The sequence below is a fragment of the Candidatus Binatia bacterium genome (assembly GCA_036504975.1).
Lineage (GTDB): Bacteria > Desulfobacterota > Binatia > UBA9968 > UBA9968 > JAJPJQ01.
Genome location: DASXUF010000146.1, coordinates 23,477 through 49,483, shown reverse-complemented (window position 1 = coordinate 49,483; position 26,007 = coordinate 23,477). Strand labels below are relative to the sequence as shown.

The window sequence follows — 26,007 nt, the reverse complement described above, 5'->3', positions numbered from 1 at the left end:
CGCGATAACTACCTTGACAGCAAGAACACCTTCTCGTATGTCTCCACAAGAGCTTCTCTCTGCGCGCGAAGGAGGGCTTCTATGAGCGAACAGGGAAAAATCGTCACCGGCCTGGGCAAAGCCGAATTGCACCGGATTCTCGTGCGCGGCTACGACCTGACCGAAGATCTCGTCGGGAAAATTACCTTCAGCCAAATGACCTTCTTGATGCTCGCGGGCCGCATGCCGACGGCCGGACAAACCCGGATGATCGACGCGTTGCTCACGATTCTCGTCGAGCACGGAATGGTTTCGAGCATCGTCGCGGCGCGGCTCACCTATCACACGGCGCCGGAGGCGATTCAGGCGGCCGTGGCCACCGCCATTCTCGGGGCGGGCAGCGTCCATCTCGGCTCGTCCGAGTGGTGCGCGCGCATGCTCCAGGAAGCGCTGCCGCGGAAAATCGATGCCGGCGCCGATCTCGACGCGATTGCCGCCGCCGTCGCGAAGCGCCACGAAGAAAGAAAGCAGCGCATTCCCGGCATCGGCCACCGCACGCACGCGGAAGGCGATCCGCGCGCCGAGCGGCTGTTTCAGATCGCGCGGGAGACGGAAGTTTACGGCCGCTACTGCGAGTTGCTGCAGCGCATCGCGCGCGCCGCGGAGGCGCTGCGCGGGCGGCGCCTCCCGGTCAACGTCACCGGCGCGATCGCCGCCGTCGCTTCGGACCTGGGACTGCCGTGGGCCATGTCCAAAGCATTCGCGATCATCGGCCGCACGCTCGGCGCCATGGCGCACATCGGCGAAGAGATGCGCAATCCGATGGCGGGAAACATCACCGCCGCGATCCAGTCGGCGCTCGCGTACGAGTTGGAGGGGAAGGAGAGCGCATGAAAATAAAGCGCGCGCTCGGCTTTACGGTTTCTCTATTATTTTTTCTGTTGCCGGTTCCGCCGGCCAACGCGCAGACGAAGAAACTCAATCTCTCCTACACCGCCACCAGTCCTTATCAAGCCGTCGTCATCATCGCCCAGCAAGCGGGACTCTTCCGCAAGAACGGCCTCGAGGTATCGCTTATCTTCGTGGCCGGCGGCTCGCTCGGAATTCAAGCCATGGTCGGAGGGGACGTGCCGATGACCCAGGCGGACGGCTCGGCTTCCGTCGCCGCCAGCCTCGCTGGAGTGGACGTGGTGATGATTGCGAGTTTTCTCAATACCTTTCCCTACAGCCTCGTGTCCCTCCCGGAAATAAAAACCGTCGAGCAGCTCAAGGGAGGAAAAATCGCCATCAGCCGCTTCGGCAGCGCCACCGACCTCAGCGTGCGTATGGCGTTGGCCAGAGTCGGCCTGAATCCCGAAAAGGACGCCACGCTGCTGCAAATCGGCGCTCAGACCGCGCGCGTGGCGGGGTTGCAATCAAAAGCCGTGCAGGCAACGATCATCACGCCGCCCTTCACGTTGACCGCGCGCAAACAAGGCTACAATGTGCTGATCGACATGGCCCAGCTCAACATCCCCTATCAGCTTACGGCGCTGGTGACTTCAAGAGCCTATGTCAAATCGCAACCGGACGTCGTCATGGCGGTGATGAAATCCGCGGTCGAGGGGATTCATTTCTACAAGACGCAAAAAGAGCCGAGCATCAAGATTTTGAGCAAATATCTTCAGACCACGGACCGAGAGGCGCTGGAGGAGACCTATCGCGAAGTCAGTCTGAAGGTTGTGCCGGAAAAACCTTATCCGACGCTACCCGGCATTCAGACGATTCTGGACGAGCTTGGAACGAAAAATTCCAAGGTAAAAAACGCGCGGCCTGAAGATTTCGTCGATATGAGCTTCGTTAAAAAATTGGACGATGAAAAATTTTTCGACCGGCTGTATAAACGCTAAAAAGCGGACGCTCGCCGCAACGTTAGCAGCCCTCTTGTCGACCGGCATTTTTGCCCTTTCGAGCAGCGCGGCCGAGCCGCCGCAGTTGCGGCAGGACGTCGCGCAGATGGTGCTCATCATGGACGGGCCAAGGGATAGGACCTGCGCGCAACGGAAGATCGTGAAGACGGAAGTTGTTGAATCGACGCCGGCCGTCGAGCGTTGGACCCTGGATCGCTGCGGCAAGCTCGTCAACTATCGCGTCCGATTTAGTCCAAACTCCAAGGGCGGCACCGACCTCGACGTGCAGCTGGAAAAGTAAAGCGGCGTGGCCCAACGAACGATTCTGCTCGTCTTCTGCTGCGTGATCTTCCTCGTCAGTATTCCGCTGGCGTTGAGGCTCGTCCCGCCGAACCGAATCTACGGCTTCCGCACCCGCAAGACGCTGTCCCGCCCCGACATCTGGTATCGCGCCAACGTATTTTCGGCATATTCCCTTATGCTTTCTACGGCCGTGAAGGCGCTGATCATTTCCTGCGCACCTCAGTTTTCGGATGTCACCTGTGCGTTCATTCTGGCCGCTCTTATCCTCTGCGCAACGGCGGCGTCGTTCGTTTATCTCAGGCGCATCGCCTGATCGGCCTTATCGCATCGGCAACCGGATTACCTTTGCATAGCGGCTATAAATCTAAACGTGACGGTTAGGCATCGATGAAAACGGCTTTGCCTTTTTCCAGCCTATCGAGAGCGGCGAGAATCTTCGGCGCCAGAGGGATCAAATCCTGCAAACGGTTTGTGTGGACGCGCAGAACCAGAACGGCAATGTCGAACTGAGGAAGATTTTGCTGAAGGTCAGATTGCGGTCAACGGTAATGAAAATATCGAAATCTTTTTTCGCCTTGGCGAGTAATTCACCGTTATCGAAACCGGCCCAACCCATTTCCGGTGTCGTTTTGACCTGATGGCCGGGAATTTGTTTTGACAGGCGCCGATCGATGCATTCATCCAGGAGGATTCTGAAGGTCGGCAAGCAGTTTCTCCTTTGCTTCTTCTAACAAAGCCAGGACCTGCTTCTTGGTGACGGTGGGGAATCCCTCAAGGAAATCGGAGATCGACTCGCCGGCCTCCAGGTAATCGATAAGCGTCTGAACGGGCACGCGCGTCCCCTGGAAAACAGGAGTTCCCCCCATGATCTTTGGATCTGAGCTGATGACGGTAACCTTCATTTAAACGTCTTTTAATCCAAAACCATCGGAAGTTCAATGTTGCGTGTAATCCCGACTGAAGTTCACATCTTCGCCTTGACATCCAATCTCCCCTGAAGAAGTCCGGTAAAAACCCAGGGCCGCGCGCTTACTTCCTCTTGTACAGCCCGTCGATGAAACCGCTCTTGTCCAGCTCTTGAATGAATGTCAGATCGACGAAGTCCTCGGGCTTCGCCGGTTTTCCTTTTGCTTCGGTCGCCAAGATAGTCTTTATGCCTTCGATGGAAGGATACTGCTTCCTGGGCAACACCGGCTCGCTGAGGAGATTCTCCCACGTCTTCTCCAGGATGTCCTGCTCCACGTTGCCGCCGAAATACTTCGCCAGGACCTTTAACGAAGTCGCTTTGTCGGTATAGATTCGGTGCACGGCCTCGACCTGAGACCTCACGTAGCGCCGGACGACGTCGGGATTCTCACGGATATATTTTCTCGTGGAGACCGCCCCGGTGTGCTGGTAGACCAGACCGAGCTTCGGGAGATCCGCCAAGGTGTTCATCCCGCGCTTGGCCGCGATGAAGCTGGCGGGAGGATTGACAACCGTGGCCTGAACCCGGCCCGTCATCGTCGCGTCCACTCGCTGGGTCGTGCTGCCGACCTGGACGAGGTTGACGTCCTTGCCGGGAGTCAGACCGATCTTCTGCAACGCGTAGCGCGCGATGAAGTCCGATGAAGAGCCGAAGCGGCTGATCGCCACGGTGCCGCCCTTCAACTGCTCGGCGGTCTTAATCTCGGGCTTCGACATCAAATAGTAATTCAGGGACGTGACCCCTCCCCCTATAATGACAGCGTCGGAGCCGGCGAGAACGCTATTGACGACACCCGACCCTGCGGCCTGGCTGAACGGCGTGTCCGCGGAGACGAGCGCCATCACCGCGGTCGTGCCGCCGGTAAAGAAAACCAACTGCACGTCCAGGCCGTTCTTCTGAAAAATTCCCGTTTCTTTGGCGACCCAGGCCGGCAAGTGATCGCCGCTGAGGGCGCTGTATCCGACGCTCAGCCTTTGCGTCCAGCCGGGGCTGTGCCAAAAAGCCGATAGCGCCAGAGAAAGAACGATCGCAGTGCAAATTTTCACAGTTGTCATTCACGCTCTCCTTCAAAAAATTTTCACGCGGGCCGTAAGATTAGGGCTCCCGGTACATATAATGATTTCGACGCGGAGTCCAGACGCCGAGGCGCTACTTTTCTGTGCCCGGCGGCAAAGGCAATAGAAACCTGTGTCAGAACGGCGATAAAAAAATGGCGTGGCGCTCGGAAGGAAGTATAGCCGGCCAGGGACGCGAGCGGCTGCTCAAAAGGCTATTCTATCTTTTCCGTCTCCGCCTGCTGGCGGAATTTTTCCAAGTCCTTGATCGCGTCGAGGACCTTCGGAATGTCCCCCTCGTTGATAAACTGCATGAGATAGCGGGAGTAGATTCCGACCTTCTTGAAGAAATCTTCTTCCGTCATGCCGCCAACGATAACGAGTTTTGCCTGCGAGCGCAAGAAATCGCCGGCGCCCAACCTGAGATCTGAGATGTGCCCTTCGAGTTCCCTCAGGGTGGTGAGCTTTGTCCTTCGACCTGCTCAGGACCCTGAGTTTGATCGAAGGGTCGAACCAAGATTTGAGACCTGTCGTGAGCTGAGTCGAACGATTCCTCGCGAAGCGAAAAACTAGCCCATCGTCGCGACTTTTTCCGGCCGGATCTTGTAGATCACCCGGACCTCGCCCGGCTGGCGAAAGGGATATTTGTCCTTGCCGAGATATTTTTTCGCCAGCGAGTCGATGTGCGCGTCGGCGCCCTGCTCGGTTATTTCTTCCACTTCGCCGCGCACCGCGAGATGCCGATAGGGATTCTCGGGGTCGGTGATGGAGAGCGCTACTTTTTTATTGCGGCGCATATTTTTGTCCTTCACGCGCCCCTTGGCGGTGTTCACGCGGATGTGCTTGCCGTCATAGTCGACCCAGACGGGCGTGACCTGCGGGCTGCCGTCCGGCATCAGGGTTCCGAGATGCGCGAACGTTTGCTTGTTCAAGAGATCGCGATATTTTTCCGGAATCGTCGCCATACATCCTCCTTGGGCAAGAGCCGCCCTTGCCGCGTCAAGAAATATGATCCGTCAATTCGCGCAAATCATCGATCAGAAAATCCGGCTGCGCCGCAATCAGCTCCTCTTTGCCGCACAATCCATAGGTAACGCCGCAGGTATGAATGCCGGCGGCTTTGCCGGCCTCGATGTCGGTGCGGCCGTCGCCGACGATCACCGCCTTCTCGGGCGCGACTTTGAACTCGCCCAGGATATGGTTCAGGCAGCTCGGATCGGGCTTCTTGTTCCACCCGCTGTCGCCGCCGATGACGGCGTCGAAATGCGCGTCGATCTTCAGGCCCCTTAAGATCGCGACCGAAAGGTAGTGGAGCTTGTTCGTGACCACGACCTTTTTCTTCCCGGCGAACTCGTCGAGGATTTCATTCACGTGCGGATAAAGCACGGTCGTGTCGAGCAGGTGTTCCTCGTAATGTTTCAAAAATCGATTAAGAATTTCCGCGAACCGATCCGCATATTCACCCGGCAGCGAGCGGCGCAGCAAATGTTCGGCCCCGTGCCCGACACGACCGTAAACGACCGCTTCGTCGAGCGGCTCCAGGCCGAGCGTGGACCGGACGTGGTTTACCGAATTCGCCAGATCCCGTCCGGTATCGGCCAGCGTCCCGTCCAGGTCGAACATGAGCAGCTGCACTTCTCTTTTCATAACGGCGGCGTCGGAAAAATCAAGATAGACGCGCGGCCGCCGGCTGTCAAATCGCGAAGTTTTTGTTTTCTCCGGCCGGTCGAAGTGCTAACATCTCCGCCCGGCAAGGAGGATCTATGCGCAAAAACAAATCCGTCGGGATCGCGCCGCGTCCAGTTTTCGGCTGGGCGCTCGGCTTCGGACTTGTCTTGCTTCTTGTGCCGTGCTTGGCCGCCGCCGCGGAAAAAATCAACAGCTCTTACATCTCCGTCTCGCCCGGCTCTTCGTCGATCATCTGGGTCGCCAAAGACGCGCGCCTGTTCGAGAAGCACGGCCTCGACGCGACCGTGATTTTCATTTCCGGCAGCGTGCGCGGCATCCAGGCGATTCTCGCCGGCGAGATTCCGATCGGCGAGGGCGGAGGGCCCGGCTTGACCAGCGCGCGGCTCGCGGGAGGCGACGTGGTCGCGATCGCGGGCAACGTCAACGTCTTGCCGTATTATCTCGTCGCCCAGCCGAGCATCAAAAAGCCCGAGGAATTGAAAGGCAAGATCGGCGGCAACCACATCGCCGGCACGACCGCCGAGTTCGCGCTCCGCGTCGGATTGAAAAGATTGGGCCTGGACCCGCAGAAGGACGTGACGATGCGCGTGATCGGCGGCTCGCTCGATCGCATGATCGCGCTGCAAAAAGGAATCGTCAATTTCACCGTCGTGACCGAGCCGGGCAAAGCGATGGCGGAGAAGCTGGGATTTCCCACCGTGGTCGATATGGCCGCGCTGCAGATCCCGTTTCCGCAAAACGGCGTCTACACTTCGACGCGGCTCATCCGCGAGCGTCCCGACACCGTGCGCCGGTACATGCGGGCGTACGTGGAAGCGATTCATTTTTACAAAACGCGCAAAGAAGAAGCGATCAAGATCTCGCAGAAATATTCGCGCCTGGAGGACCGCAAGGCGCAGGAAGAAACCTGGCAGTGGCACACGCGCTATATTCCCGACGCGCCCTATCCACCGGTCGAGGGCTATCAGTTGATCTTGCAGGACCTGGCCGCGACCAATCCCAAGGCCTCCCAGGCGAACGTGAAGGATTACATCGACACGCGGTTCATCAAAGAACTGGAAGACTCGGGATTCATCAAGAGCTTGTCCGGGAAGTAAAAACTGAGCCGGGATGCAAAGAGTCGATAAAGTCAGCCGGCTGATCGGGAAACTTTCTACGGGAGATTCTCCAGGTCGTCGAGGTCTTTGTGCCTCCCAGCGGCCTTTTTATTGATTTTAAGGTGCGGCAGGTCGATGATATGGACCTCGATCCCGTCCAGCACGTCAACCACGCGCGACCCATAGCATTCGCCGAACTCGACCCCGGATATGCCGGTTGCAATTTCAATACGCACGGGCGGCACTCCCATACGAATGATCTTATCTTTCTGCTGAAAAATTTCAGTCGTGAGGTCGGCCTGGCCGAAGCCGAACTCCTTCAACACCGCGACGATTCTATTCGTGTTTTCTAAGTGAGTGGCGATCCAAATGTCCATGTCGCCCGTGGCGCGCGGGTATCCGTGATAAGAGACCGCGTATCCGCCGATGAGCAGGTACTCAACCTGCCTCGCGTTGAGTAATTTCAAGAACTCTTTGAAGTCGGGCGGTAGATTGACGTTCGCCATAATTGAGCCGGCGCAGCATTTCGACAGCCAGCAAGCGTTCATACGGCGACATGGATAACCAGTGTATCCTGTCGTCTGAGGGCGCGGAAAGGGGCGTTACCGAGTATGCCTCTTTATTAAGCTTAAAAGCATCTGAAGACTCCATGGAATCATAGTATCATAGAGAATGGGTCTAAACCATCATCTTCTTCTTCTCTAAGACGTAAAGACCTGGCTCGATAAAAATATTTCTGCGTCGCCACGGCTGAAAAAAACCAACCGCACTTCCCGAAGCGAAGAATAATTTTTGAGAGACTCTTCTATCGTTCGGGAGGAAACCTGGGCGGCTTCCTGAAACGGATAGCCATAAATTCCCGTGGAGATTGCGGGAAAGGCGATCGTGCCTATCCCCTCTTTCGCGGCCAGGGCGAGAGAGTTGCGATAGCAGGCCGCGAGCAGCGCCGCCTTCTCCTTTCCGCCGCCGCCATAAACCGGACCGACCGTGTGAATCACGTGCCGCGCCGTCATTTTCCCCGCGGTCGTCAGAACCGCCTGTCCCGTGGGCAAGCCATCGGGAAACCGTGTTCGGCGGATCTCTCCGCATTGTTCTTTAATGGCCAGGCCGCCGGCGCGGTGAATCGCTCCATCGACTCCACCGCCGCCCATGAGCGAGCCGTTCGCCGCGTTGACGATCGCATCCACGTCCTCTTTCGTTATGTCGCCGACCTTCACCACCACCCGCCCGTTCAGGAATCTCTTCAGCTCTTTCTGACCTGTTTCAGCTTTCATTTTTCAGCTTTCATCCTTTTCCCATACCAGGCTGTGCTTTTTCCTGTTGTTGCATTCCTTGCAGACCGCCACGACGTTGCCCTTGCTGCTCTTGCCGCCGCGGATGATCGGCACGATGTGGTCCATCGTCAGCGCGCGCGGCGGAAATTTGTTGCCGCAGTAATGGCAACCGCCGGCCGCGCACCGCCGCTTCCACCATTGGCTGGAGCGCAGCTCGCGCGCCTTGCGCCGCTCGCGCCGGATCTCCTCGTCGCTGACGGCGACGTAAAAAGGCGGCCCTACGGTCATCTTACTTTAATTTTGCTCATCCTTCGACTAGCTCAGGATGAACGGTTCACGAATTTACGTGAACTTTCGTTCGTGCTGAGCTTGTCGAAGCGCGACTCATTCGTTTCACAGGCCGGATTACTTTATCCATTTCTTCAACGTCGCAAGGTAAATCAAGAAGCCGACGGAGACGAGAAGGTAAAGAGCGCCGCGGAACGCCGCCCAGGAGTCGGCCGCGTCGAGATAATTTCGCATCTCCCATAGCCCGAAGCCGAAAAAGAAGACCACGGCCGTCGAGATCAGAATCTTGTGCGCGGTCAGCAGCGTCATGGACACCCAAAGACTAGCATAGCAGGATAAGGAAATGGAGCGTTGGAGCGATGGAGTATTGGAGTGTTGATCGAAAGCCAGGACTCCATGACTCCAGTACTCCAATACTCCAGTTCGTCGTCCTCATTTGCCACATGACGCACTCTAAGGTACGTTCTGGGCGTAAAAGTTGCTCAGGAGGAAGAGATGCAGCGACAACCGATCAAGACCGATGCGGCGCCGAAGGCGATCGGCCCTTACGAGCAGGCGATAAAGATCGACGGCCTTGTCTTCACCGCCGGCCAGATCCCGATCGATCCGCAAACCGGCAACTTCGTCGAAGGCGGGATCGCCGAGCAGACGCGCCAGGTGCTGGAAAATCTCAAAGCGGTTCTCGAAGCGGCGGGCTCGTCGATGGACCGCGTCGTCAAAGCGACCGTGTTTTTAAAAAATATGGCGGATTTTCCGGCGATGAACGAAGTTTACGCGAAATATTTCGCCGCCTCCAAGCCCGCCCGCTCGACGGTCGCCGTCGCCGAGCTTCCGCGAGGAGCGCTGATCGAGATCGATCTGGTCGCGCTTACTTGATCACTTTATCCGCCCGCTCGAGCACGCGGCCTGGAATTGTCAGACCGATTTGTTTGGCCGCCTTGAGGTTAATGACGAATTCAAATTTCGTTGCCTGCTGCACCGGTAAATCAGCGGGTTTGGCACCTTTCAGGATTTTGTCCACGTAAACAGCCGCGCGCCGAAAGAGGTCAGTGTTGTCCACCCCGTAGGACATGAGACCGCCCTCATCGACAAACGGCTTCTGGAAGTAAATAGCAGGCAACCGGTATTTTGTGGCAAGCTCGACGATCCGCCTTCTTTCGGCGAAAAATCGGGGACCGGCGGTCGTCATAATCGCGCCAACCTGTTTCTGCTTTGCGGTTTGAAAAGCGCTCTCAAGACCTTTGGCGTCGGGTTCAGTCTTTATCACCTCCAATTTTAGCTTCAGTGCCAGAGCCGCAGCCTCAACCTCTTTTACTTGGAGGTTTCCTGCTATGCTTCCTAACGGCGTCCGCAGAAGCCCAACTCGGGCAATCTTGGGGACTGCGTCCTTGAGTATCTCCAGCCTTTTCGTATTCAGCTCGACTGCTAAACCCGACATCCCTGTGACATTGCCGCCCGGCTGCGCCAGACTGGCAACCAGCCCTTCACCCACAGGATCGGCGGAGCTCGCCATCACGATGGGGATGGTAGTGGTGGCGCTCTTGGCCACTAACGCCGGCGGTCCTGCCGTGGCCACGATTAGATCAACCTTAAGACGAACCAGCTCCGCCGCAAGCTCAGGCGCGCGCTCAGGCTTTCCCTCGGCAAACCGGTACTCGATAGTAAAATTCTTTCCCTCAATCCAGCCAAGCTTGTTCAGTTCCTGTCGGAACGCGTCCAAGAGAACCGCCATACCGGAAGCAGTGCTATTATCCAGGAGACCAATGCGGACGATTTTTCCCGTCTGCTGCGCGTCAGCCCTCGCCCCGCACAACGTGAGCGCGACGACGATTGCCAAAAGCCCCGGCCATTTTCGATTTTGGATCCTTCGGCGTGGCTCAGGACAGGTTTTCGATTTTAGATTGGGGCCAGACAGAGGACCGGTCCAAATTGTTCTCTCCATTCTTCTTCTCCTCAATCCAAAATCGGCAATCTAAAATCGAAAATTATTTAATGACCTTGTCCGCCCGCGCCAGCACGTTGGGCGGTATCGTAAGCCCGATCTGCTTCGCCGCTTTCAGATTGATGATCAGCTCAAACTTCGTCGGCTGCTCGACTGGAAGGTCCGCAGGCTTGGTACCTTTGAGAATCTTGTCGACGTAAGTGGCGGCGCGCCGCGCTAAATCGTTAGTGCTCGGCGCATAGACCATGAGGCCGCCAGCAAGTACGTACTCTTCCTCGTTATACATTGCCGGGAGGCGGCTCTTGACTGCGAGCTCCAAAATCCGCGTCCGATGCGCATTGAACATGCCGTCACCTAGTACGATAAGGGCATTAGCGCGTCCTTCGATCATAGCTGAGAATGCGGGCTGCAAATCGCCGGCTGCTCTCGCCTCGACGGATTGAAGCTGGACGCCTAAGCTGTGCGCCGCGACCTCTGTCTCTTTGACCTCGATGGATCTCTGCGGAACCACCGGGTTCCAGAGGACGGCCATGCGAGAGGTCGTGGGAACGGCTTCCTTGAGAAGCTCCAGCCGTTTTCCACTTAGGTCAGGGGCAAGGGTGGACAAGCCGGTAATGTTCCCGCCAGGGCGCGCAAGGCTGGCGACGAACCCATTGCCAACGGGATCGGCGGCATTCACCATAACGATGGGTATCGTTCTGGTCGCCCGCCTGGCGGCACTGACCGGTCCCGTGCCTGGGGCGACAATTACATCAACCTTGAGCCGGAGCAGATCGACTGCGAGAGCCGGGAGTCTATCGGACTTTCCCTCCGCGTATCGATATTCGACGACGAAATTTTGTCCCTCAATATAGCCGAGATCGCGCAACCCCTGGCGGAATGCCGCGATGCGAGGTAAATTGCCGGATTCAGAACTGCGTGACAAATAACCAATCCGTGCAACCTTCTTCGCCTGCTGCGCCCCGGAATCAGCAGGCAGAAGGACAGCGGGCAGCAGGCAAACAAAAACAAAGATTCTTCTGCTCATGCGTTTTGCTCCCGTGCTTTTACTGCTAACTGCCAGCTGCTTACTGCTCGCTGTCATTTGATCACCTTGTCAGCCCGATACAGAACCGACTGCGGAATCGTGAGGCCGATCTGCTTCGCCGCTTTGAGATTGATCACCAGCTCGAACTTGGTCGGCTGCTCTATTGGCAGCTCTCCCGGCTTGGCGCCTTTCAGTATTTTGTCCACAAAGTACGCAGCCCGCCGATCCAGATCAGCCTGATTCGCTCCATAGCTCATGAGGCCGCCGGCCTCCACGGTTGATCTATCATCGTACATCGCCGGCAGACGGTTCTTGGCGGCAAGGTCCAAAATCCGTTTTGATTGATTAACGATGAGGGGGGCCCGTAGCGTGATGAGAGCCCCAGCACGTTCTTTCTTCATGGCTAAGAACGCGGGCTCTAAATCGTTTGGACTTCGGACTCCCGCAGAGTGAAGCTGCAGACGTAGCGACCGGGCTGCAACCTCCGCCTCTTTCATCCTCAAGTCGGCGGCTGGGCTGTCTGGATTCCAAACGACGGCTACCTGTGAGAGTCGAGGAACTGCCTCCTTCAGCAGCTCAAGTCGTTTTCCCGCCAGTTCCGGAGTAAGGTTGGTGAGCCCGGTGATGTTCCCTCCGGGCCGAGCCAGACTAGCGACATGACCCGATCCAACAGGATCGCCGCTCGATAGAATGATCGGGATCGTCTGCGTCGCGTCCTTAGCAGCCTCGACCGATGGCGTACCGATCGCAACGATAACGTCAACCTTGAGGCGGACGAGGTCGCGCGCCATCGTTGATAGTCGCTCCACCCTTCCCTCCGCGTAACGACGCTCAATCACAATGTCTTTGCCTTCAAAGTAGCCGAGGTCGCGTAATCCTAGTCGGAGCGCCGCAATGCGTCCGTCGGTGGAAGGATTGGATCCTGGATTCAGAAAACCTATCACTGGGATCTTCTTCGGCTGCTGCGCGTCGGCAGGTAAGCTAAGAGCCAAGAGCAAAGCCGCTGAGGCAAGACCAAAAGCTTTCTTGTTCTTAGATCTTCCAATCGAAAATCCAAAATCTAAAACCGGTCCTGAGCAAAGTCGAAGGATCCAAAATTTTTTCACTTGATCACCTTGTCCGCTCTCGCCAGCACATTAGGCGGAATGGTGAGACCGATCTGCTTGGCGGTCTTGAGATTGATCACCAGCTCGAACTCCGTCGGCTGCTCGACGGGCAGATCCGCCGGCTTGGCGCCTTTCAGGATCTTATCTACGAAAACTGCCGCGCGGCGCCAGTGGTGTAGCAGATCCGGTCCGTAGGCGATCAGACAACCGTCTTGGGCAAAATCCTGTCCCTCGCACATCGACGGCAATCGACTCTTGATTGAAAGCTGTGCGAGCTGTTTTCGATTGATAATTGTAAGGGTGTTTCGAAGAATCATGACCGCGTTCGCTTTGTGATTAGTGATGGTGGCATAGGCGCCCAGTAACTCGTTAGGCTCACTTACTCCTACCGGTAGCACTGTCACGCTGAACTGACGTGCCGCGGACTCCATCTGTCTCAATTCTTCCTCGTCGCTGCTTAAGCCCGCTGGAGAATACCAAACAACAGCCACCCTTGTTGCCTTAGGAACAACTTCCTTGAGCAACTCCAGCCGTTTCCCGCCTAAGTCCGGAGAAATCTCGGTAGAACCAGTGATATTTCCACCGGGCTTAGCAAGGCTGGTCTGCTGGGCGTCGGCGACAGAGAAAAGCGCGAAGAGGAAAGCGCAAAGAGCAAAGTGAATGAATTTCTTATTCATGAATCCCTCAATCCAATGCGAATTAGTTTTCTGCTTTCTTCCTCATCTCTAGTGCTTGCGCTCCATGCTCCTTGCTCTTTGCTCCTTGCCATTATTTTACTTAATCACTTTATCCGCTCTCGCTAGCACGTTCGGCGGTATCGTGAGACCGATCTGCTTCGCCGTCTTGAGATTGACAGTGATTTGGCTATGGAATATTCTTATTACAGACAGACCATAACGAACAGGGGAAACCGACATGCCGAGCAGTCGAGGACAGTACCAAGTCGTGAGCGTTTCACTTCCCCGAGATCTGGTGAAGCGGGCCGATGCCCTCATTCCGAAAAAGCGGCGCAGCCGTGTCATTACCAACATGCTCACATCCTTCCTCGACTCCATTTCACGGAAACAATTGGAGCGCGACTACGCGACCTACTATGCCCAGCGCTCGAATCGCGAGGCAAAAGAGGAACGCGACCTGCTGAGCGAGTGGCAATTGAGCGACGAAGAGGCCTGGGAGATCTTGGAGATGGAGGAAGCCGGTGGTCAACGTAAAGCGGGGTGATGTCGTCGTTGCTAATCTCGACCCAACCATCGGCGTCGAGATCAAGAAGACCCGGCCGGTAATCGTTCTCTCTAATGATAGTATCAACCATTTCAGCCAACTCGTGGTCGTCGTCCCACTGACCAAGAACACGGCCCACCTCTCGCCCAGTCACACGGTTATCCCCAAGGGCGTTGCGCGTCTCACGTTCGCGTCCAAGGCCGTGACCGAACAGGTCAAAGCTCTCGACAAGCGCCGCCTCGTCAGGCGGCTCGGAAGTGTCTGTCACCAGCGCTCCTCACTAACGTCGAACGCGCGCTCAAGAATACTCTTGCGTTTCCCTGACCCCGCTTCCGGTCCTTCTTTTCTCACTTGATCACCTTATCGGCTCTCGCGAGCACGTTCGGCGGAATCGTGATTCCGATCTGCTTCGCGGTCTTAAGATTGACCACCAGCTCGAACTTCGTCGGCTGCTCGACGGGAAGGTCGGCAGGCTTCGCGCCCTTGAGGATTTTGTCGACGTAAGTGGCGGCGCGCCGGTAACTCTCGGCATCGTCGGCCGAATACGACATGAGGCCGCCAGCCTCCACCTCTTCACTTGCCTCGCACATTGAAGGCAGCCGGTTCTTTATGGCAAGGTCCGCAATCTGCTTTCGGTAAACTAGCAGCACGCCAGTCCTCACCGTAACGAGCCCGCTCACGCGGCCCTTGGTCGCAGCTCCGAACGCGCCCTCGAAATCAGGGTTGGGGCCCCGTACTTCCAGGGACTGAAGCTCTATCTTTAAAGCACGCGCCGCCGCCTCATAGTCTTTAGGACTTGCACGCCCGGTCGGATCCCAAAGGACTCCGACGCGTGACACTCTCGGAACCACGTCCTTAAGCAACTCCAACCGCTTGCCGCTTAAGTCTACGGTGAGTCTACTAAGCCCCGTGACATTTCCGCCCGGCCGCGCCAAGCTATCGATTAGCCCCGTCGCGACTGGATCTCCGGTAATCATCATGACAATGGGAATCGTCTTGGTCGCTTCCTTGGCCGCGCGGATCGCCGCTCCAACTGGTGAGACAATGACATCGACCCTGAGTTGCACGAGTTCGGCCACAAGGCTTGACCATCGGTCCTGCATTCCCGCAGCGTAGCGATACTCAATCAGGATGTTTTTCCCCTCGAGATAACCGAGATCTCGCAACCCTTGCCGCAATATATCAGCGGTCGGGTCGGGGGCGGTGGAGGTAGGCTGACTCCTTCCCGACAAAAATCCGATCCGCGGAATCTTACCCGGCTGCTGCGCTTCGGCGAGATGGACAAGGGCCAGAATTATCGCTCCCACCGCCAACGCAACGGTTCTGCTGCTCATCGCCTTCTTCTCTGCTGCAAAAAACAAAAAAGCCCGGCCGGGAGCGAGCCGGTCGGGCCAAGGAATTACAACTCACAGATGCTGCCGAACCACGATCGGCCGGCCAATGTCAACATTAAAATTTCCCTCTTATTTCACGGTCCCTAATGCCCTGTCAATCAATTTCTACAATCGAATCCGCAAGCGCCGTGCCAATCCTCCGATGGCGGCCGAGACAGTGTAGGATACTTAAAACACGACAGAATCTTTGCAGCGTGGTTTGACCGGTACGCGTTTATAAGGCGAAGAGTCGCGTTTCTGCTACTTCCGCGTAGCAAAAATGCTCTACTGATTTACAAGTTAGATGAGGACGAACTAAAGCCCGGCGGGCGCTTCCGAGAGGAGCGCTGATCGAGATCGATCTGGTGGCGACGGTTTGAAGCTACTTACTTTTTGCGCCGGGTTTTACCGCCTTCCCCTGCGCCGCCACGGCGATTTCCGAAGCGCCGGCCTTCTTGATGACCGACATCACCCACATCGCCTCGCCCAGGAGAACGTTTCGGTCTCCCCTCAGAATAACGACTCGATCGGGGCTGCCGCTCAATATGGCTATGAGGGCGGGCTCTAGCTCATCCGCCGTCACTTTTTTCTGGTTGAGGTAGATCTCCCGCTCCGGCGTCAGCGTCACTATAATGCCGCGCGGCGCGGTTTCGGTTTTTGCCACCTCGGGAAGATTCACCTTGCCGCCGGACTCGATGATCGCGGAGCTCGTGATCATGAAGATGATCAGCAGGACGAGGAAGATATCCGTCAGCGGCGTGATGTTGATCTCGGCGACGATGTGGTCGGGGCCTTGATCTTGATCCAGTTGACCGAACGCCATGTCAGGACACCACGCTTTGCAGAAGCTTCATCGCCTGGATGCGCACGAGGCCGCTGATGTTGCCGATGCGCACCTGGAAATAGTTGTAGAAGATCAGGGCGATGATGGCGATGCCGAGACCCAGCGCCGTCGCCACGAGCGCTTCCGAGATTCCCGCCGCGACCACGGTGAAACCGCCGGTGCCGACGATGGCCATGTTTTCGAACGACTTGATGATGCCGATGACCGTGCCCAAGAGACCGATGAAAGGCGCGCTGCTCGCGACCGTCCCCAGAACCCACAGGTTCTTTTTCATCTTCTGCGTCTCTTCGAACATCGCCTCGTTCATGAAAGCGGCCGACTTCTCCAGGCTCTCGCCGCCGGAGAGCGCGAGGATCGCGAGAAATACGCGGGACGCCGCCGATTGATTATTTTGCCTGCACAGCGCCATCGCCAGATCTTTCCGCCCATGCTTGACCGAATCCAGGATGGAGTTTGCAAGCGTCTGGGTCGCGGCGCCGGCGTTGCGCAGCGTCCAGAGCCGTTCGAGGATAACGGCCACGCTGACGATGGATAAAATAATCAGCGGGTAAGTGGTGAGCGCTCCGCGCTGGATGATCTCGAGGAAGTTAAGTTCCTGTTGCATGCCGGCTCTCTTTGATAGAGTACCCAAGAGTAACGAGCGAGGAGAAAATGGTCAATAGCCGCGCGTTACAAAGATGAAAACGGAAACGATGAAAGCTGAAACATGTGGAAGCGTACCCTTCTCAATAGGTTGACGCGACGCGCACCGAGCACAACCATCATAACCGCCCGCCCGGGGGTTTCTCGAAGGGCCGATGCGTAGGACGAGGTGCAACAAGCGTACTTGAGAATTTTTCTTAGCACTCTCGTGCCGCGTTACTCGGACGTATCGCATCGGCCCGGAGAGAGACCCCCGGGCGGGCTGACGGTCGTGGGCGCTTTCACGCCCGGTCAAAAACCGAGCGCTAGGCGTAGGAGCGTTTGCAAAATCAGCCAGAAAACTCCGCGGCGCATATTGGAACCCAAGTCGTCGGTCTCCGGAAGCGGCTGCGAGTAGGCGAAAATGCCTTGCGTGCCCGTCGCGACCCAGGCGCGCGGATCCTGGGCGCGGCTCGTCAGTTGCCGGAGGCGCTCTTCGTCCGGCATCTTCTCAAGCCGTGTTTTCCGCTGAAAATCTTTATAGCGGCTGAACTGCCCGCGGTTGAGCCAGATCCCCTCGCACCTCCGGCAGCGCTGGAGTTGGATTTCCCGCGGCAGCAGCGGATCGTGAAAAAACTGTAGACGCTCCGTGCAGCGCGGACAGTAGGGAGGCTCGGCCGCGAGCGCGACCGGACTTTTGAGCAGGGCGTCATCGAGTAGCTCGACGCGCGGCGCTTCTTCGGGAGCGATCGGGAACAGCTCCCACTTGTCGCACCAGATGCCCCCGCACTGCCCGCACTGGTCCAACAGGATCAGCGTTCCCGGATTGGCCCGCGCCGAGACCTGTTTCATCTCGGTCTTACACGCGGGACAACGAATCATACTCATCGCTTCAATATTTTACCCTTCGACCCTCACCTTAATCCTCTCCCTTCCAGGGAGAGGAAAGTGCTCTTTCAGCTCTCATCCTTCACCCTCGCCCTTTTAGGGAGAGGGAAGGGTGAGGGTTCTGCGCACCCGCCATCGCATTCAGCAGCATGATCCGCCGGTTGATCGGGGGATGCGTGCTGAGGAGATCGGCGAACCTTCCCTCGCGCTCGTTCACGCTCCGCTTGAGCGGGCTGACAAAGAATAAATGCGCCGTGCCGCGGCTCGCGCGGCTGAACGGCAGCGCGGCGTCGCGGATCTTCTCCAGCGCCCGCGCTAGTCCGCGCGGGTTGCGCGTGCACTCGGCCGCGCCGGCGTCGGCCAGATACTCCCTCTGGCGCGACACCGCCATCGCGAGCAGCCGCGACATCAGCGGCGACAAAACGATCAAGAGCAGCGCTGGTATCGCCAGCAGCGCGCTCCCGCTGGCGAGACGATTGCGCGTCCGCGAGCTATAAAAAGTCCTCTGCGCCCAATCGGAAAGCAGCACGATGCCGCCCAAGAGAACGCTCACCAGCACCATGAGCAGCGTGTCGCGATTGCGGATGTGCGCCAGCTCGTGCGCGATCACGCCTTGAGTTTCCTCGCGGTCGAGGATCGCGAGCAGGCCGGTCGTGACGCAGATCGAGGCGTGAAGCTCGTCCCTGCCGGTGGCGAAAGCATTCGGCGCGGGATCGAAGATCACATGGATTTTCGGCATGGGAGATCCCGACGCGAGCGCCATCTCCGTCACGATGTTCCGTAGCTCGCGATGCTCGGGCAATTGCAGATCCAGGCCCTCCGCACCAAGCGAGCGCAGAATCAGCTCGCCGCCGTGATAATAAGACATGAGCGAGATGCCCGTGGCGAGTACCAGAGCCGCGACCGTGGCGACGGGCAGCACAAGACCGCCCGGTGTGACGACGTCGAGATAGAGCCGATCGACCGAGAATCCGATGAAAAGAAAAAAGAGAAAGAAGACGACGACGATGAAGATACTGGTCCGGCGGTTATGGGCCTGGCGCTCGAAAAAATCTTCCGAGAACGCCATTGGCTAGCGGGTCGCTGAAAAAGTCTTCCTCATGCTTCGACGAGGCTCAGCATGAACGGATCTTCTCGTAGCATTTCAATATTGATCCGTTCGCCCTGACCCCTCGACAGGCTCGGGACTAAAGGCTGTCGAGGGGGCCAGCCCTGAGGCCCCTCGAAGGGTCGAAGGGTGAACGGAGGCTGTTTCAAAAACATACTATGCCGGCAGCGACAGATCCACGCGCGGCGTGGCCTTCTCGCCTTCCGGCACGGCGAAAAATTCGCCCGGCTTGAAGTTGAAGAAGGCCGCCACCAGGCTCGCCGGGAAAACCTCCTGCTTCATATTGAAGCGCATCACGAGGTCGTTGTAATACTGGCGCGCGAAGGCGATCTGGTTTTCCGTCGTGGTCAGCTCTTCCTGCAACTTGAGCACGTTGTCGTTGGCCTTCAAGTCCGGATAGTTCTCCATCAGGGCGAAGATTTTTCCCAGCGATTGCGTGAGCGCGTTCTCCGCCGCGGCGCTCTCCTTGACGCCGGTCGATCCCACCGCCTTGCTTCTCGCCTCCATCACCTTCTCCAGCGTCTGCTGCTCGTATTTCATGTAGCCCTTCACCGACTCGACGAGGTTGGGAATCAGATCGTGCCGGCGCTTGAGCTGCACGTCGATCTGCTTCCACGCGTTCTGAATGCGGTGGCGTAGACCGACGAGAAAATTATACGTCCAGATGACCCAGAAGACGGCGAGGATGAGAATTCCCAGGACGACCCACTCCATAGCTGCTCCCTTCTTAGGACAGGATTCCCCCGGCGGCTTGCTCATGGATTAGAATGCTCTGGCTCACGTCGCGGATCGAGGGCGTGCCGGTCATGATGAGGACGCGGCGGATTTCTTCCGAAAGCACGTCGATCACGCGCTCGACGCCTTCGGCGCCCGCCGCGCCGACGCCCCAACCGATCGGCCGGCCGATGAGGACCGCCTTGGCCCCGAGCGCAATTGCTTTCACGACGTCGCCGCCGCTGCGAATTCCGCTGTCGAGCAGGACGGCGACTTCTTTTCCCACGGCGTCGAGCACTTCAGGCAGCACCTCGATCGCGGCGCGATTGAAATCGAGAATCCGGCCGCCGTGATTCGATACGATCAGCGCGTCCGCTCCCGCGTTCACGGCGGCGCGCGCGTCGCCTGCCCCCATGATGCCTTTGATCACGACGGGGAGAGAGACGTTTTTCTTGAGCCACTCGATGTCCGTGGTTGAAGCGCTCTGCCCGCGTCGCGGCTTGCCGTCCTTCGTCGAGAGCGGAACCCGGTCGCCGAGCTTGACGGGCTGAACCACGTCCATGGTGATGCCGACCGCCGCGAAGCCGAGATCTTCCGCTTGTTTGGCTTGATCCAGAACGGCTTCCCTGCCCCGGCTCAAATAGCCCATGAAAACGAGCGGCGCCGAAGTAAATTGCGACCAATCGCGCACGGTGGGTTTGGCCGCGTGGCTGACGAACATCATGACGCCGCTATGGCCCGCGGCCTCGGCCACCTGGCGCTCGGCGTCGTCGCTGATGAGGCTGAAGCTTCCGACCGGCGCAATCGCCGCCGGAATCGGCAGCTTGCGGCCAAAAAGATCGATGGCAGTGTCGGGGTTGGTGATGTCGTGGAAAATTTTCTGGCGGAAGAGAAAACGGCCGAGCGCTTTCTGGTTTCTCCTGAGCGTCGCTCCGCTTTCGGCGGCGCCGATGAAATGATTCCAGGCTTCGGCGGGCATTCGCGTTCGCGCGAGCGCGCGGATCTCGCGGAGACCCATCTCCTTGAGCTGTTTTTCCGGCGGCGCCATCAATTGGGCGAGGCGATCTCCCACCAGTTGCGGTCGGGATCGGAGAGGAGAAAAGCCGCGCGCGCGTCGTCGCGCGTTACGTCGCCGAGCTTGGTGACGCCGATATCTTTGCCGGACGCGGCGAACGCGCGGTGCGCTTCATCGACGGCGTCTTTGGACTCCAGAGTGATAGTGAAGCGGAAATTTGGCGAAAAGGTTTTCCAGTCCTGGCGCATGGCGCAGACGACGTACGGCTTGGTCTTGGGATGCTTCACGTAAACCACGTTGGGGGTGGCCTGATGAACTTCCAACCCCAGCGCTTTATCGTAAAACTCCCAGGATCTTTTCATGTCGCCTGTGGCGAGAGTTCCGTGCGTAAATCCCTGCGGCACATATCCCCTTCCCGGAAAGCGCTCCTGCGGCATCGGCTGGTCCCAGTGCGGCGCGCGCACGCCGCCGACTCTCGTCTTCCACGCTTCGTTGCGCAGCGCCTCGGCGTAGCATTCGATCTCCCAGCCGTTCGTGCCGGGCTCGAGAAAATAGAGCGAGTAAGAGCCGTGATTGTACGTCGGCTTCCCGATCTGATCGATCTTGTATTTGTCTTTGTTCGCCGTGAGATACTCGTACGCCGCGTCCACCTCCTCTGTCGTGTTGACGCGCACGCCCCAATGATTGTGCATCTGCTTCGCCGGCGCATCCGGCGCTTCGTGGACCGTCAGCAGCCACGCCGTGTTGGGGTGCTTTAGCGTCACCTGGCCCGGCCGCTCGCTCAGTCTTTCGAACGCGAGCAAATCGGTCAGCACCGGCACGCTGTCTTTCAGATTCCGACACTCCATGTGCGTCTGGGTCAACCCGATCGATCGCAGCATCGCTCTCTCCTTCCGTCCGGCTTCAGCTAATCGAAATTTACTGCGAGAGAGTCGGAGTGTCAAACCGAGAACGGCGTAAAAGTTCAGTCGGGATGCGGAATTAGCTTGCGTCCCGCTGGGCTTTGAGTGCCGGCACGATGGCAAATTTCGCTCCGCAGACCGGACAGATGGTCGTGTCGCACAAATATAAAACGTCGGCATGTGGATCCGGCGTTAGCTCCTCCAACAGCTGCGGACAACAACAGCAGATCCATAGTCGGGAACTGCCAAAGGCGATATGCAGGCTTTTTATTCCAATCGTTCAATGTGCGAGATCCGGCTGACTGCCACGGCCCCTTCCAACTTCATTTGCGCCAGTTTCGAATCGGAAGGGCGGATCGCAGTAAACGACATGTTCGCGATCTGCGAAGCTTCCCAAAGGCCGCGAACGTGATCGATTGGATATTTACCCGAGAAGGCGACTTTTAGTTGTCCCTCATCTAACCTAAATGCTTGCGGCAACGGAACCGCAAACTTCGCTATATCGAGCCATCCTTTGATAAGGAAGTAGTCGTGTAGTCTATCCTTGACTACCTGCTCTAAGTTCATGGTCCCGGATATATCCTCGTGTTTGATCGATACGGCAAACACTTCGTTCATCGCGTCTGCGAACATAGCGGCGTTGACGGGCCAGGTGTCGCCTACCCCCTTTTTTTCGCGCGTTCCAAATATATCGTCGTCGCTGTATTCGCCGGCATAAAACGATATCGACATGCGGAGCGCCTTTGCGGTCCTCGCATCGACCGGCGCGTCTTTTATCTTATACACGGTCTGTTTTCCTTCCCGCGCGGCCATGACGACGAGTCCGGGAGTGATCAGTGACTCGATTCGACCGCCGGTCGTCATGACGCATTTCTCGATCACGATGGCGCTCTTTCTCAATTTTCCACGTTCGCTAGTTTCAAGGACGATGACGGACGAGACGAGCTCGAGTGTAAACTCTTCTTTTTTGTCTTTTACCGGTGAGCCGTCGGAGAATAGGGTGCTCTTTTCTGCGTAGCTGACCGTCGTCGATAATTTGTACTTCTCGCCTGTCTTGGCTTGGCCCGACAACCGGATCTCGTACTCCTGCGCTACCGCTATCGAAGAGAACACCCATAGACATGCCGATACCGTAATTACGAATGTAGCGACGCGACTCATGGCCGTTACCTCTCGGCGTAAAGTTAAGCGTGAGGTCGATTACTTGCCAGCTTTTCTCTTGGAAAATTCGTCCTTATCGTAATACCGGCGCTCGTACGGATCATAAAATCTGCCGTCCGGCGCTTCTAACAAGGCCTTGCCCGGAAGGAACATTCCCTTGAGCGTAGCTTTTAATTCCACCACCCATTTCGACGCCGGGATCGCGCGGAGATTTTTTTCCAACTCTTCCAGATCTTTTTCCGTCGTCTTCACTAGCTCGTTAGCGAGACCATACATGCCCAGCACCTCCCGCACCGGCTCGGCCGTTTTAGGCGACATTGCCGCGAGCGAGGATTCTATGTTGGCGACCATTTCCTTCCGAATCGCCATACTGCTGATGAGACTGAGAGCGTATCGGGCCTCGCTGCTTGCGAGCTTTAGTTTGAGATACGAGTCGTCGATCTTTTTCTGGATCTCCTCATTCGCCGCCGCCAATTGATCCCTCTTGAGCGTTAGGCCGTCGATCTCTGTCTTCAGATTTTTGCGCTCCGTATCGAAATAGCCGCTGGCGAACGCCGAAAGAAACCCGACCAATGCGATGACGATCGGCACAAGGCTTCCGATATATCCCGCGCGTTTCCACCAGGGATAGGATACCTGCGCAATCTCCACGCGCAGTTTTTCACATTCCAGGCGGCGCTTTTCGAGGTCGAGTCTTTCCGACTCGGTCATTTGACTATTCGCTACAGTCTCGTTTGACATTTGGAGGCCTCCAAGTACCGCCTCAATTCGATCGTTGAGGCGGAGCTCGTGTCGATTACGCGGTCACTTCCGTCTGAAACAGCGTCTGGCCGGCGGCGCCGATGAAGTCCAGCCTAGCTTTGCCGGCGGCGGAATCGACGCGCCACAAGCCGAAGTTGTAGCCGTCGCCGTAATGAAAGGTCCCGGCCTTTTCGTAGCGCGCACGGGCGTCGGGATTCTTTTTATAATGAGTGAACGATGCGATCGGCCCGGCCATGAACTCGCGCAGTCCGGTTTTGGCGTTGCTCCAGTCTCGCGCCAGATGGTAGGCGCCGGTGAGAAAAATAACGCCGCCGATTTTTTCGCTGCGAATAAATCGCGCGATCTCGTCGCGTTCAGTTTTGTAAGACCCCCAGCTATCCGCGCCCCCGCCCTGAAACGGCACCGATGTAACGACGAACTTGAACGGCGCCTTCGAAGATTTGAGATTCTCCTTGAACCAGTTTTTCTGCGCTGCGCCGAGCATGGTCTTCTCAGGGCCCTCGGGCATCTTTTGCCGGCTGCGAAACCGCCGCGTATCGAGAATAAAGAAATCGACTCCCGCCCACGCGAACTGCCGGTACAGTGCGTTAGCGTCCACCGCTTTGCACGGCCAGTATTCTTTGTAAACTTGCAAGGCTTTTCCCATATTCGGGTTCAGGCTATTGGCGTTGTTTTCCGTCTCGTGATCGTCCCAAATGGCATACGTCGCGTATCGGGACAAGAAATTCTGTAAATGCCGGTCCTTCCGGTTCGCGGCGTGTTTGATCCGATAATAAGCAACCGAGGGAATAAAACTCTTTTTCGGATGGTCGGCATAGATGAGGTCGCCCAGGAGCAAGAGGAAGTCCGGCTGCTTGCTGTCGATGACGTCGAACAGCTTGAACGGTTGATAGCTGTCTTCCATGTCGGCGCTGAAGGCGAAGGTAAAAGGCGCGGCGCTGCTCGGCGCGGTCTTGAAGCGGCAAGGCTCGGACAGAGGTTTGCCCGAAGCTGCATCCATAATATGGTAACTCCACCTCTTGCCCGGTGCCAGATGAGTCAGGGGTATTGTCGCGCAGTAATCGGTGTCACTGGTCAAATCCGCAACGGGTCCGGCGGTAAGCTGCGATGCACCCTCTTCTCCGAAATCCACCCGTATGCGGGCGCCGCCGTCGCCGCGCGCCCAAATCAGCACGGAATCCTGGGTTGCGTCGAACGCCGCAGGGCTGAAAGCAAGAGAAGCCGCCGCCGCGTCTGCTCGGTGCGTGTGCGCCAGCGCCAGGGACGCGGCGCCCGCGAGTTTTAGAAATTGCCGCCGAGTAACCGCGCGTCTCATGCCGTCTCCGTCTTTTCTGAACTTGGGCAGGATCGGAACTTCACGACGTGTAACGATTTTTGCGCGTCAGCGCTTTGATCAGCCCTGTTGTTTGATGATTCGCTGGTACTCATCGTGAGGACCGATCCAAACCCAGATGAAATCCGCTCCGTCCTCCACTGCTAGCGCACGGTGATGAGGCCCAGCCCTCGCGGACCAAAGCTTGCCAACCTTTTTAAAATGCAGCGATGGGTGTCTAGGATTTTCTTTGAGGAGGCTGAAGTTTCGTCTGGCCACTCTCTGGACTGCTTCTGGAAGACGCGCATAGGAAGCCCAAAATCGGGCTGTTGTGCGATGCTTCACAGGTCCTTGAGAGTTCCCTTTGCTTTCGCTTCGAGCGCTTCACGCACGAGGAAATCAAGCTTCCCAGCTTCAGAGTCAGCTTCGATCTCCTTGTCCCACCTCTCCCAGTCCTTCTCTGATAGCCACCTGACAAGTTCGGTAAACTCCTCCTGGGGAAGTCGCTCGATTTCGCTCTTCAGTTCGTCTACCTTTGCCATGGTTTTCCTCCCGAAATTACTTCGTCAGAAGCTTATTATGCCAGCCTTATGCTTTAAGCGCCAGTCTGCACACGATCTGACAAAGCATATGAAGTTTTTCACCAGCCTGCGCTAAATCATAACCGTGCCGCAGTTCACGTTGACCGCCTGGCCGGTGATGTAACCTGCGGCGTCGCTGGCGAGAAAGAGAACCGCGCCGACTAAATCTTCGGGCTCCATGGCGTGGCCGAGAGGGTTCCGCGTGAGGCGCTCTTGCAACTCCGCCGAGCTACGGTGGCCGCGCGGCAACGCGGTGTCGATGATGTTGGGGCAGATGGCGTTGGCCGTGATGCCGTCCGGGCTGACTTCTCTCGCGAGAGCTTTGATGAAACCTATGATCCCGGCTTTGGACGCGGCGTAGTGCGCGCCGTTTACCGCGCCGGTGTGGGCGATGCCGGACGCAATGCTAATGATCCGGCCGTTTTTTCGCGCGCGCATCGAAGGAAGAAAAGCGCGGGAGCAAAGGAAATTACCGCCGAGATTGACATCGAGCGTCCGGTCCCAATCCGCCTCCGTCATCTCGGCGACTTTCGCCTGGGGAAAGATGCCGGCGTCGTTGATGAGTATGTCCACATGATCGAAGCGCTTGAGCGCCTGCTCGGCGAGGTTCTTGACGGAATCCTCATTGGAGACATCCGTTTCGACGGAGAGAGCTTCGACGCCCAGCGCCTGTGCTTCTGCCGCGGCACTCTCCGCCTTCCCGCCCTGAAGATCCGCAACGACGACATTCGCCCCCTCGCGCGCCAGTCCCAACGCGATGGCGCGCCCGATCCCCTGCGCCCCGCCCGTCACGACGGCAACCCTATCTTTGAGTCTCATGTTCTTCGCTCAAAGTCCCAATCGACGCATGCCGGCTGGGGGTGTCTCGAAGGGCCTATGCGTTGGACGA

Annotated in this window: 35 protein-coding genes; 8 read left to right on the top strand and 27 right to left on the bottom strand. The window is 57.5% G+C overall.

From position 1 onward, the window contains the following. The first annotated feature begins 81 nt into the window (after positions 1-81). The 4 genes from VGL70_18795 to VGL70_18780 are packed head-to-tail and all read left to right on the top strand — an operon-like array spanning position 82 to position 2,484. Entirely contained in the window at positions 82-873 is a 792-nt protein-coding gene (locus VGL70_18795) for a citryl-CoA lyase (protein ID HEY3305577.1), read from the top strand. Then, positions 870-1,868 (top strand): ABC transporter substrate-binding protein, encoded by a 999-nt coding sequence (locus tag VGL70_18790; GenBank protein HEY3305576.1) that lies wholly within the window; start codon positions 870-872, stop codon positions 1,866-1,868. The genes VGL70_18795 and VGL70_18790 overlap by 4 nt, the downstream gene beginning before the upstream one ends. Before the next feature lie 34 nt (positions 1,869-1,902). After that, positions 1,903-2,169 carry a hypothetical protein gene (locus VGL70_18785; protein HEY3305575.1) on the top strand — a complete coding sequence of 89 codons (267 nt, stop codon included), beginning with the start codon at positions 1,903-1,905 and terminating at the stop codon, positions 2,167-2,169. A gap of 6 nt (positions 2,170-2,175) precedes the next feature. After that, positions 2,176-2,484 (top strand): SdpI family protein, encoded by a 309-nt coding sequence (locus tag VGL70_18780; GenBank protein ID HEY3305574.1) that lies wholly within the window; start codon positions 2,176-2,178, stop codon positions 2,482-2,484. 138 nt (positions 2,485-2,622) lie between these two features. On the opposite strand, the gene VGL70_18775 is transcribed toward VGL70_18780, so the two are convergent. The 6 genes from VGL70_18775 to VGL70_18750 form a co-directional block, all read right to left on the bottom strand. After that, positions 2,623-2,877: a DUF5615 family PIN-like protein gene (locus tag VGL70_18775; protein HEY3305573.1), complete on the bottom strand. Its 255-nt coding sequence runs from the start codon at positions 2,875-2,877 to the stop codon at positions 2,623-2,625. Beyond that, on the bottom strand, positions 2,849-3,073 hold the full coding sequence (locus VGL70_18770) for a DUF433 domain-containing protein (GenBank protein ID HEY3305572.1): 225 nt from the start codon (positions 3,071-3,073) through the stop codon (positions 2,849-2,851). The genes VGL70_18775 and VGL70_18770 overlap by 29 nt, the downstream gene beginning before the upstream one ends. Before the next feature lie 127 nt (positions 3,074-3,200). Beyond that, complete coding sequence (locus tag VGL70_18765) at positions 3,201-4,193, bottom strand: ABC transporter substrate-binding protein (GenBank protein ID HEY3305571.1); 993 nt, start codon at positions 4,191-4,193, stop codon at positions 3,201-3,203. A 215-nt stretch (positions 4,194-4,408) separates the two neighbouring features. Further along, positions 4,409-4,558: a hypothetical protein gene (locus tag VGL70_18760; GenBank protein ID HEY3305570.1), complete on the bottom strand. Its 150-nt coding sequence runs from the start codon at positions 4,556-4,558 to the stop codon at positions 4,409-4,411. Positions 4,559-4,762: 204 nt separating this feature from the next. After that, positions 4,763-5,158 carry a PPOX class F420-dependent oxidoreductase gene (locus VGL70_18755; GenBank protein ID HEY3305569.1) on the bottom strand — a complete coding sequence of 132 codons (396 nt, stop codon included), beginning with the start codon at positions 5,156-5,158 and terminating at the stop codon, positions 4,763-4,765. 34 nt (positions 5,159-5,192) lie between these two features. Continuing rightward, positions 5,193-5,840, bottom strand: a complete 648-nt coding sequence (locus VGL70_18750) for an HAD-IA family hydrolase (GenBank protein HEY3305568.1) — start codon at positions 5,838-5,840, stop codon at positions 5,193-5,195. A gap of 116 nt (positions 5,841-5,956) precedes the next feature. Here VGL70_18750 and VGL70_18745 point away from each other — a divergent pair, with 116 nt between their 5' ends. Further along, on the top strand, positions 5,957-6,979 hold the full coding sequence (locus VGL70_18745; GenBank protein ID HEY3305567.1) for an ABC transporter substrate-binding protein: 1,023 nt from the start codon (positions 5,957-5,959) through the stop codon (positions 6,977-6,979). 56 nt (positions 6,980-7,035) lie between these two features. Here VGL70_18745 and VGL70_18740 read toward each other — a convergent pair whose 3' ends face one another. From VGL70_18740 to VGL70_18725, 4 genes are all read right to left on the bottom strand, one after another. Beyond that, entirely contained in the window at positions 7,036-7,485 is a 450-nt protein-coding gene (locus tag VGL70_18740; protein ID HEY3305566.1) for a hypothetical protein, read from the bottom strand. Between the two features lie 195 nt (positions 7,486-7,680). Next, entirely contained in the window at positions 7,681-8,253 is a 573-nt protein-coding gene (locus VGL70_18735; GenBank protein HEY3305565.1) for an O-acetyl-ADP-ribose deacetylase, read from the bottom strand. Between the two features lie 3 nt (positions 8,254-8,256). After that, positions 8,257-8,541, bottom strand: coding sequence for an HNH endonuclease (locus VGL70_18730; GenBank protein HEY3305564.1), 285 nt, complete (start codon positions 8,539-8,541; stop codon positions 8,257-8,259). 117 nt (positions 8,542-8,658) lie between these two features. After that, a complete protein-coding gene (locus tag VGL70_18725; GenBank protein ID HEY3305563.1) occupies positions 8,659-8,850 on the bottom strand; it encodes a hypothetical protein in 192 nt (63 codons plus the stop codon). Between the two features lie 186 nt (positions 8,851-9,036). Here VGL70_18725 and VGL70_18720 point away from each other — a divergent pair, with 186 nt between their 5' ends. Beyond that, positions 9,037-9,417: a RidA family protein gene (locus tag VGL70_18720; GenBank protein HEY3305562.1), complete on the top strand. Its 381-nt coding sequence runs from the start codon at positions 9,037-9,039 to the stop codon at positions 9,415-9,417. Here VGL70_18720 and VGL70_18715 read toward each other — a convergent pair. The 4 genes from VGL70_18715 to VGL70_18700 are packed head-to-tail and all read right to left on the bottom strand — an operon-like array spanning position 9,410 to position 13,293. After that, on the bottom strand, positions 9,410-10,483 hold the full coding sequence (locus VGL70_18715; protein ID HEY3305561.1) for an ABC transporter substrate-binding protein: 1,074 nt from the start codon (positions 10,481-10,483) through the stop codon (positions 9,410-9,412). The two genes, VGL70_18720 and VGL70_18715, sit on opposite strands and share 8 nt — an antisense overlap. A 43-nt stretch (positions 10,484-10,526) precedes the next feature. Beyond that, complete coding sequence (locus VGL70_18710) at positions 10,527-11,510, bottom strand: ABC transporter substrate-binding protein (GenBank protein ID HEY3305560.1); 984 nt, start codon at positions 11,508-11,510, stop codon at positions 10,527-10,529. A gap of 53 nt (positions 11,511-11,563) precedes the next feature. Continuing rightward, positions 11,564-12,616, bottom strand: coding sequence for an ABC transporter substrate-binding protein (locus VGL70_18705; GenBank protein ID HEY3305559.1), 1,053 nt, complete (start codon positions 12,614-12,616; stop codon positions 11,564-11,566). Next, a complete protein-coding gene (locus VGL70_18700) occupies positions 12,613-13,293 on the bottom strand; it encodes an ABC transporter substrate-binding protein (GenBank protein HEY3305558.1) in 681 nt (226 codons plus the stop codon). The genes VGL70_18705 and VGL70_18700 overlap by 4 nt, the downstream gene beginning before the upstream one ends. 295 nt (positions 13,294-13,588) lie before the next feature. Between VGL70_18700 and VGL70_18695 the strand changes: the two genes are divergently transcribed. Both VGL70_18695 and VGL70_18690 read left to right on the top strand, forming a co-directional pair. Continuing rightward, positions 13,589-13,837, top strand: coding sequence for a hypothetical protein (locus tag VGL70_18695; protein HEY3305557.1), 249 nt, complete (start codon positions 13,589-13,591; stop codon positions 13,835-13,837). After that, on the top strand, positions 13,815-14,192 hold the full coding sequence (locus VGL70_18690) for a type II toxin-antitoxin system PemK/MazF family toxin (protein ID HEY3305556.1): 378 nt from the start codon (positions 13,815-13,817) through the stop codon (positions 14,190-14,192). The genes VGL70_18695 and VGL70_18690 overlap by 23 nt, the downstream gene beginning before the upstream one ends. Here VGL70_18690 and VGL70_18685 read toward each other — a convergent pair. From VGL70_18685 to VGL70_18625, 13 genes are all read right to left on the bottom strand, one after another. Next, positions 14,185-15,171, bottom strand: coding sequence for an ABC transporter substrate-binding protein (locus VGL70_18685; GenBank protein ID HEY3305555.1), 987 nt, complete (start codon positions 15,169-15,171; stop codon positions 14,185-14,187). The two genes, VGL70_18690 and VGL70_18685, sit on opposite strands and share 8 nt — an antisense overlap. 421 nt (positions 15,172-15,592) lie before the next feature. Further along, positions 15,593-16,033 (bottom strand): biopolymer transporter ExbD, encoded by a 441-nt coding sequence (locus VGL70_18680; protein HEY3305554.1) that lies wholly within the window; start codon positions 16,031-16,033, stop codon positions 15,593-15,595. A 1-nt stretch (position 16,034) separates the two neighbouring features. Further along, entirely contained in the window at positions 16,035-16,658 is a 624-nt protein-coding gene (locus VGL70_18675; GenBank protein HEY3305553.1) for a MotA/TolQ/ExbB proton channel family protein, read from the bottom strand. Between the two features lie 329 nt (positions 16,659-16,987). Continuing rightward, positions 16,988-17,557, bottom strand: a complete 570-nt coding sequence (locus tag VGL70_18670) for a zf-TFIIB domain-containing protein (GenBank protein ID HEY3305552.1) — start codon at positions 17,555-17,557, stop codon at positions 16,988-16,990. Positions 17,558-17,645: 88 nt separating this feature from the next. Beyond that, positions 17,646-18,632, bottom strand: coding sequence for a M48 family metallopeptidase (locus VGL70_18665; protein HEY3305551.1), 987 nt, complete (start codon positions 18,630-18,632; stop codon positions 17,646-17,648). A 195-nt stretch (positions 18,633-18,827) separates the two neighbouring features. After that, complete coding sequence (locus VGL70_18660; protein ID HEY3305550.1) at positions 18,828-19,385, bottom strand: LemA family protein; 558 nt, start codon at positions 19,383-19,385, stop codon at positions 18,828-18,830. 13 nt (positions 19,386-19,398) lie between these two features. Beyond that, on the bottom strand, positions 19,399-20,433 hold the full coding sequence (locus VGL70_18655) for an alpha-hydroxy acid oxidase (protein ID HEY3305549.1): 1,035 nt from the start codon (positions 20,431-20,433) through the stop codon (positions 19,399-19,401). After that, positions 20,433-21,281, bottom strand: a complete 849-nt coding sequence (locus tag VGL70_18650; GenBank protein HEY3305548.1) for a VOC family protein — start codon at positions 21,279-21,281, stop codon at positions 20,433-20,435. Before VGL70_18650 ends, VGL70_18655 begins: the two co-directional genes overlap by 1 nt. Before the next feature lie 288 nt (positions 21,282-21,569). Beyond that, positions 21,570-22,463, bottom strand: coding sequence for a hypothetical protein (locus VGL70_18645; protein ID HEY3305547.1), 894 nt, complete (start codon positions 22,461-22,463; stop codon positions 21,570-21,572). Positions 22,464-22,502: 39 nt separating this feature from the next. Next, a complete protein-coding gene (locus VGL70_18640; protein HEY3305546.1) occupies positions 22,503-23,204 on the bottom strand; it encodes a hypothetical protein in 702 nt (233 codons plus the stop codon). Positions 23,205-23,259: 55 nt separating this feature from the next. Beyond that, positions 23,260-24,540: an alkaline phosphatase D family protein gene (locus VGL70_18635; protein HEY3305545.1), complete on the bottom strand. Its 1,281-nt coding sequence runs from the start codon at positions 24,538-24,540 to the stop codon at positions 23,260-23,262. A 338-nt stretch (positions 24,541-24,878) separates the two neighbouring features. Beyond that, positions 24,879-25,079 (bottom strand): hypothetical protein, encoded by a 201-nt coding sequence (locus tag VGL70_18630; protein HEY3305544.1) that lies wholly within the window; start codon positions 25,077-25,079, stop codon positions 24,879-24,881. Positions 25,080-25,190: 111 nt separating this feature from the next. After that, positions 25,191-25,937 (bottom strand): SDR family NAD(P)-dependent oxidoreductase, encoded by a 747-nt coding sequence (locus VGL70_18625; protein HEY3305543.1) that lies wholly within the window; start codon positions 25,935-25,937, stop codon positions 25,191-25,193. Positions 25,938-26,007 lie beyond the last annotated feature (70 nt).

Coding starts and splice junctions, on each gene's coding strand:
- VGL70_18795 (HEY3305577.1), top strand. CDS start 82: ATGAGCGAACAGGGAAAAATCGTCACCGGCCTGGGCAAAGCCGAATTG.
- VGL70_18790 (HEY3305576.1), top strand. CDS start 870: ATGAAAATAAAGCGCGCGCTCGGCTTTACGGTTTCTCTATTATTTTTT.
- VGL70_18770 (HEY3305572.1), bottom strand. CDS start 3,073: ATGAAGGTTACCGTCATCAGCTCAGATCCAAAGATCATGGGGGGAACT.
- VGL70_18765 (HEY3305571.1), bottom strand. CDS start 4,193: ATGACAACTGTGAAAATTTGCACTGCGATCGTTCTTTCTCTGGCGCTA.
- VGL70_18760 (HEY3305570.1), bottom strand. CDS start 4,558: ATGACGGAAGAAGATTTCTTCAAGAAGGTCGGAATCTACTCCCGCTAT.
- VGL70_18755 (HEY3305569.1), bottom strand. CDS start 5,158: ATGGCGACGATTCCGGAAAAATATCGCGATCTCTTGAACAAGCAAACG.
- VGL70_18750 (HEY3305568.1), bottom strand. CDS start 5,840: ATGAAAAGAGAAGTGCAGCTGCTCATGTTCGACCTGGACGGGACGCTG.
- VGL70_18745 (HEY3305567.1), top strand. CDS start 5,957: ATGCGCAAAAACAAATCCGTCGGGATCGCGCCGCGTCCAGTTTTCGGC.
- VGL70_18740 (HEY3305566.1), bottom strand. CDS start 7,485: ATGGCGAACGTCAATCTACCGCCCGACTTCAAAGAGTTCTTGAAATTA.
- VGL70_18735 (HEY3305565.1), bottom strand. CDS start 8,253: ATGAAAGCTGAAACAGGTCAGAAAGAGCTGAAGAGATTCCTGAACGGG.
- VGL70_18730 (HEY3305564.1), bottom strand. CDS start 8,541: ATGACCGTAGGGCCGCCTTTTTACGTCGCCGTCAGCGACGAGGAGATC.
- VGL70_18725 (HEY3305563.1), bottom strand. CDS start 8,850: ATGACGCTGCTGACCGCGCACAAGATTCTGATCTCGACGGCCGTGGTC.
- VGL70_18720 (HEY3305562.1), top strand. CDS start 9,037: ATGCAGCGACAACCGATCAAGACCGATGCGGCGCCGAAGGCGATCGGC.
- VGL70_18715 (HEY3305561.1), bottom strand. CDS start 10,483: ATGGAGAGAACAATTTGGACCGGTCCTCTGTCTGGCCCCAATCTAAAA.
- VGL70_18710 (HEY3305560.1), bottom strand. CDS start 11,510: ATGAGCAGAAGAATCTTTGTTTTTGTTTGCCTGCTGCCCGCTGTCCTT.
- VGL70_18700 (HEY3305558.1), bottom strand. CDS start 13,293: ATGAATAAGAAATTCATTCACTTTGCTCTTTGCGCTTTCCTCTTCGCG.
- VGL70_18685 (HEY3305555.1), bottom strand. CDS start 15,171: ATGAGCAGCAGAACCGTTGCGTTGGCGGTGGGAGCGATAATTCTGGCC.
- VGL70_18680 (HEY3305554.1), bottom strand. CDS start 16,033: ATGGCGTTCGGTCAACTGGATCAAGATCAAGGCCCCGACCACATCGTC.
- VGL70_18675 (HEY3305553.1), bottom strand. CDS start 16,658: ATGCAACAGGAACTTAACTTCCTCGAGATCATCCAGCGCGGAGCGCTC.
- VGL70_18670 (HEY3305552.1), bottom strand. CDS start 17,557: ATGATTCGTTGTCCCGCGTGTAAGACCGAGATGAAACAGGTCTCGGCG.
- VGL70_18665 (HEY3305551.1), bottom strand. CDS start 18,632: ATGGCGTTCTCGGAAGATTTTTTCGAGCGCCAGGCCCATAACCGCCGG.
- VGL70_18660 (HEY3305550.1), bottom strand. CDS start 19,385: ATGGAGTGGGTCGTCCTGGGAATTCTCATCCTCGCCGTCTTCTGGGTC.
- VGL70_18655 (HEY3305549.1), bottom strand. CDS start 20,433: ATGGCGCCGCCGGAAAAACAGCTCAAGGAGATGGGTCTCCGCGAGATC.
- VGL70_18650 (HEY3305548.1), bottom strand. CDS start 21,281: ATGCTGCGATCGATCGGGTTGACCCAGACGCACATGGAGTGTCGGAAT.
- VGL70_18645 (HEY3305547.1), bottom strand. CDS start 22,463: ATGAGTCGCGTCGCTACATTCGTAATTACGGTATCGGCATGTCTATGG.
- VGL70_18640 (HEY3305546.1), bottom strand. CDS start 23,204: ATGTCAAACGAGACTGTAGCGAATAGTCAAATGACCGAGTCGGAAAGA.
- VGL70_18635 (HEY3305545.1), bottom strand. CDS start 24,540: ATGAGACGCGCGGTTACTCGGCGGCAATTTCTAAAACTCGCGGGCGCC.
- VGL70_18630 (HEY3305544.1), bottom strand. CDS start 25,079: ATGGCAAAGGTAGACGAACTGAAGAGCGAAATCGAGCGACTTCCCCAG.
- VGL70_18625 (HEY3305543.1), bottom strand. CDS start 25,937: ATGAGACTCAAAGATAGGGTTGCCGTCGTGACGGGCGGGGCGCAGGGG.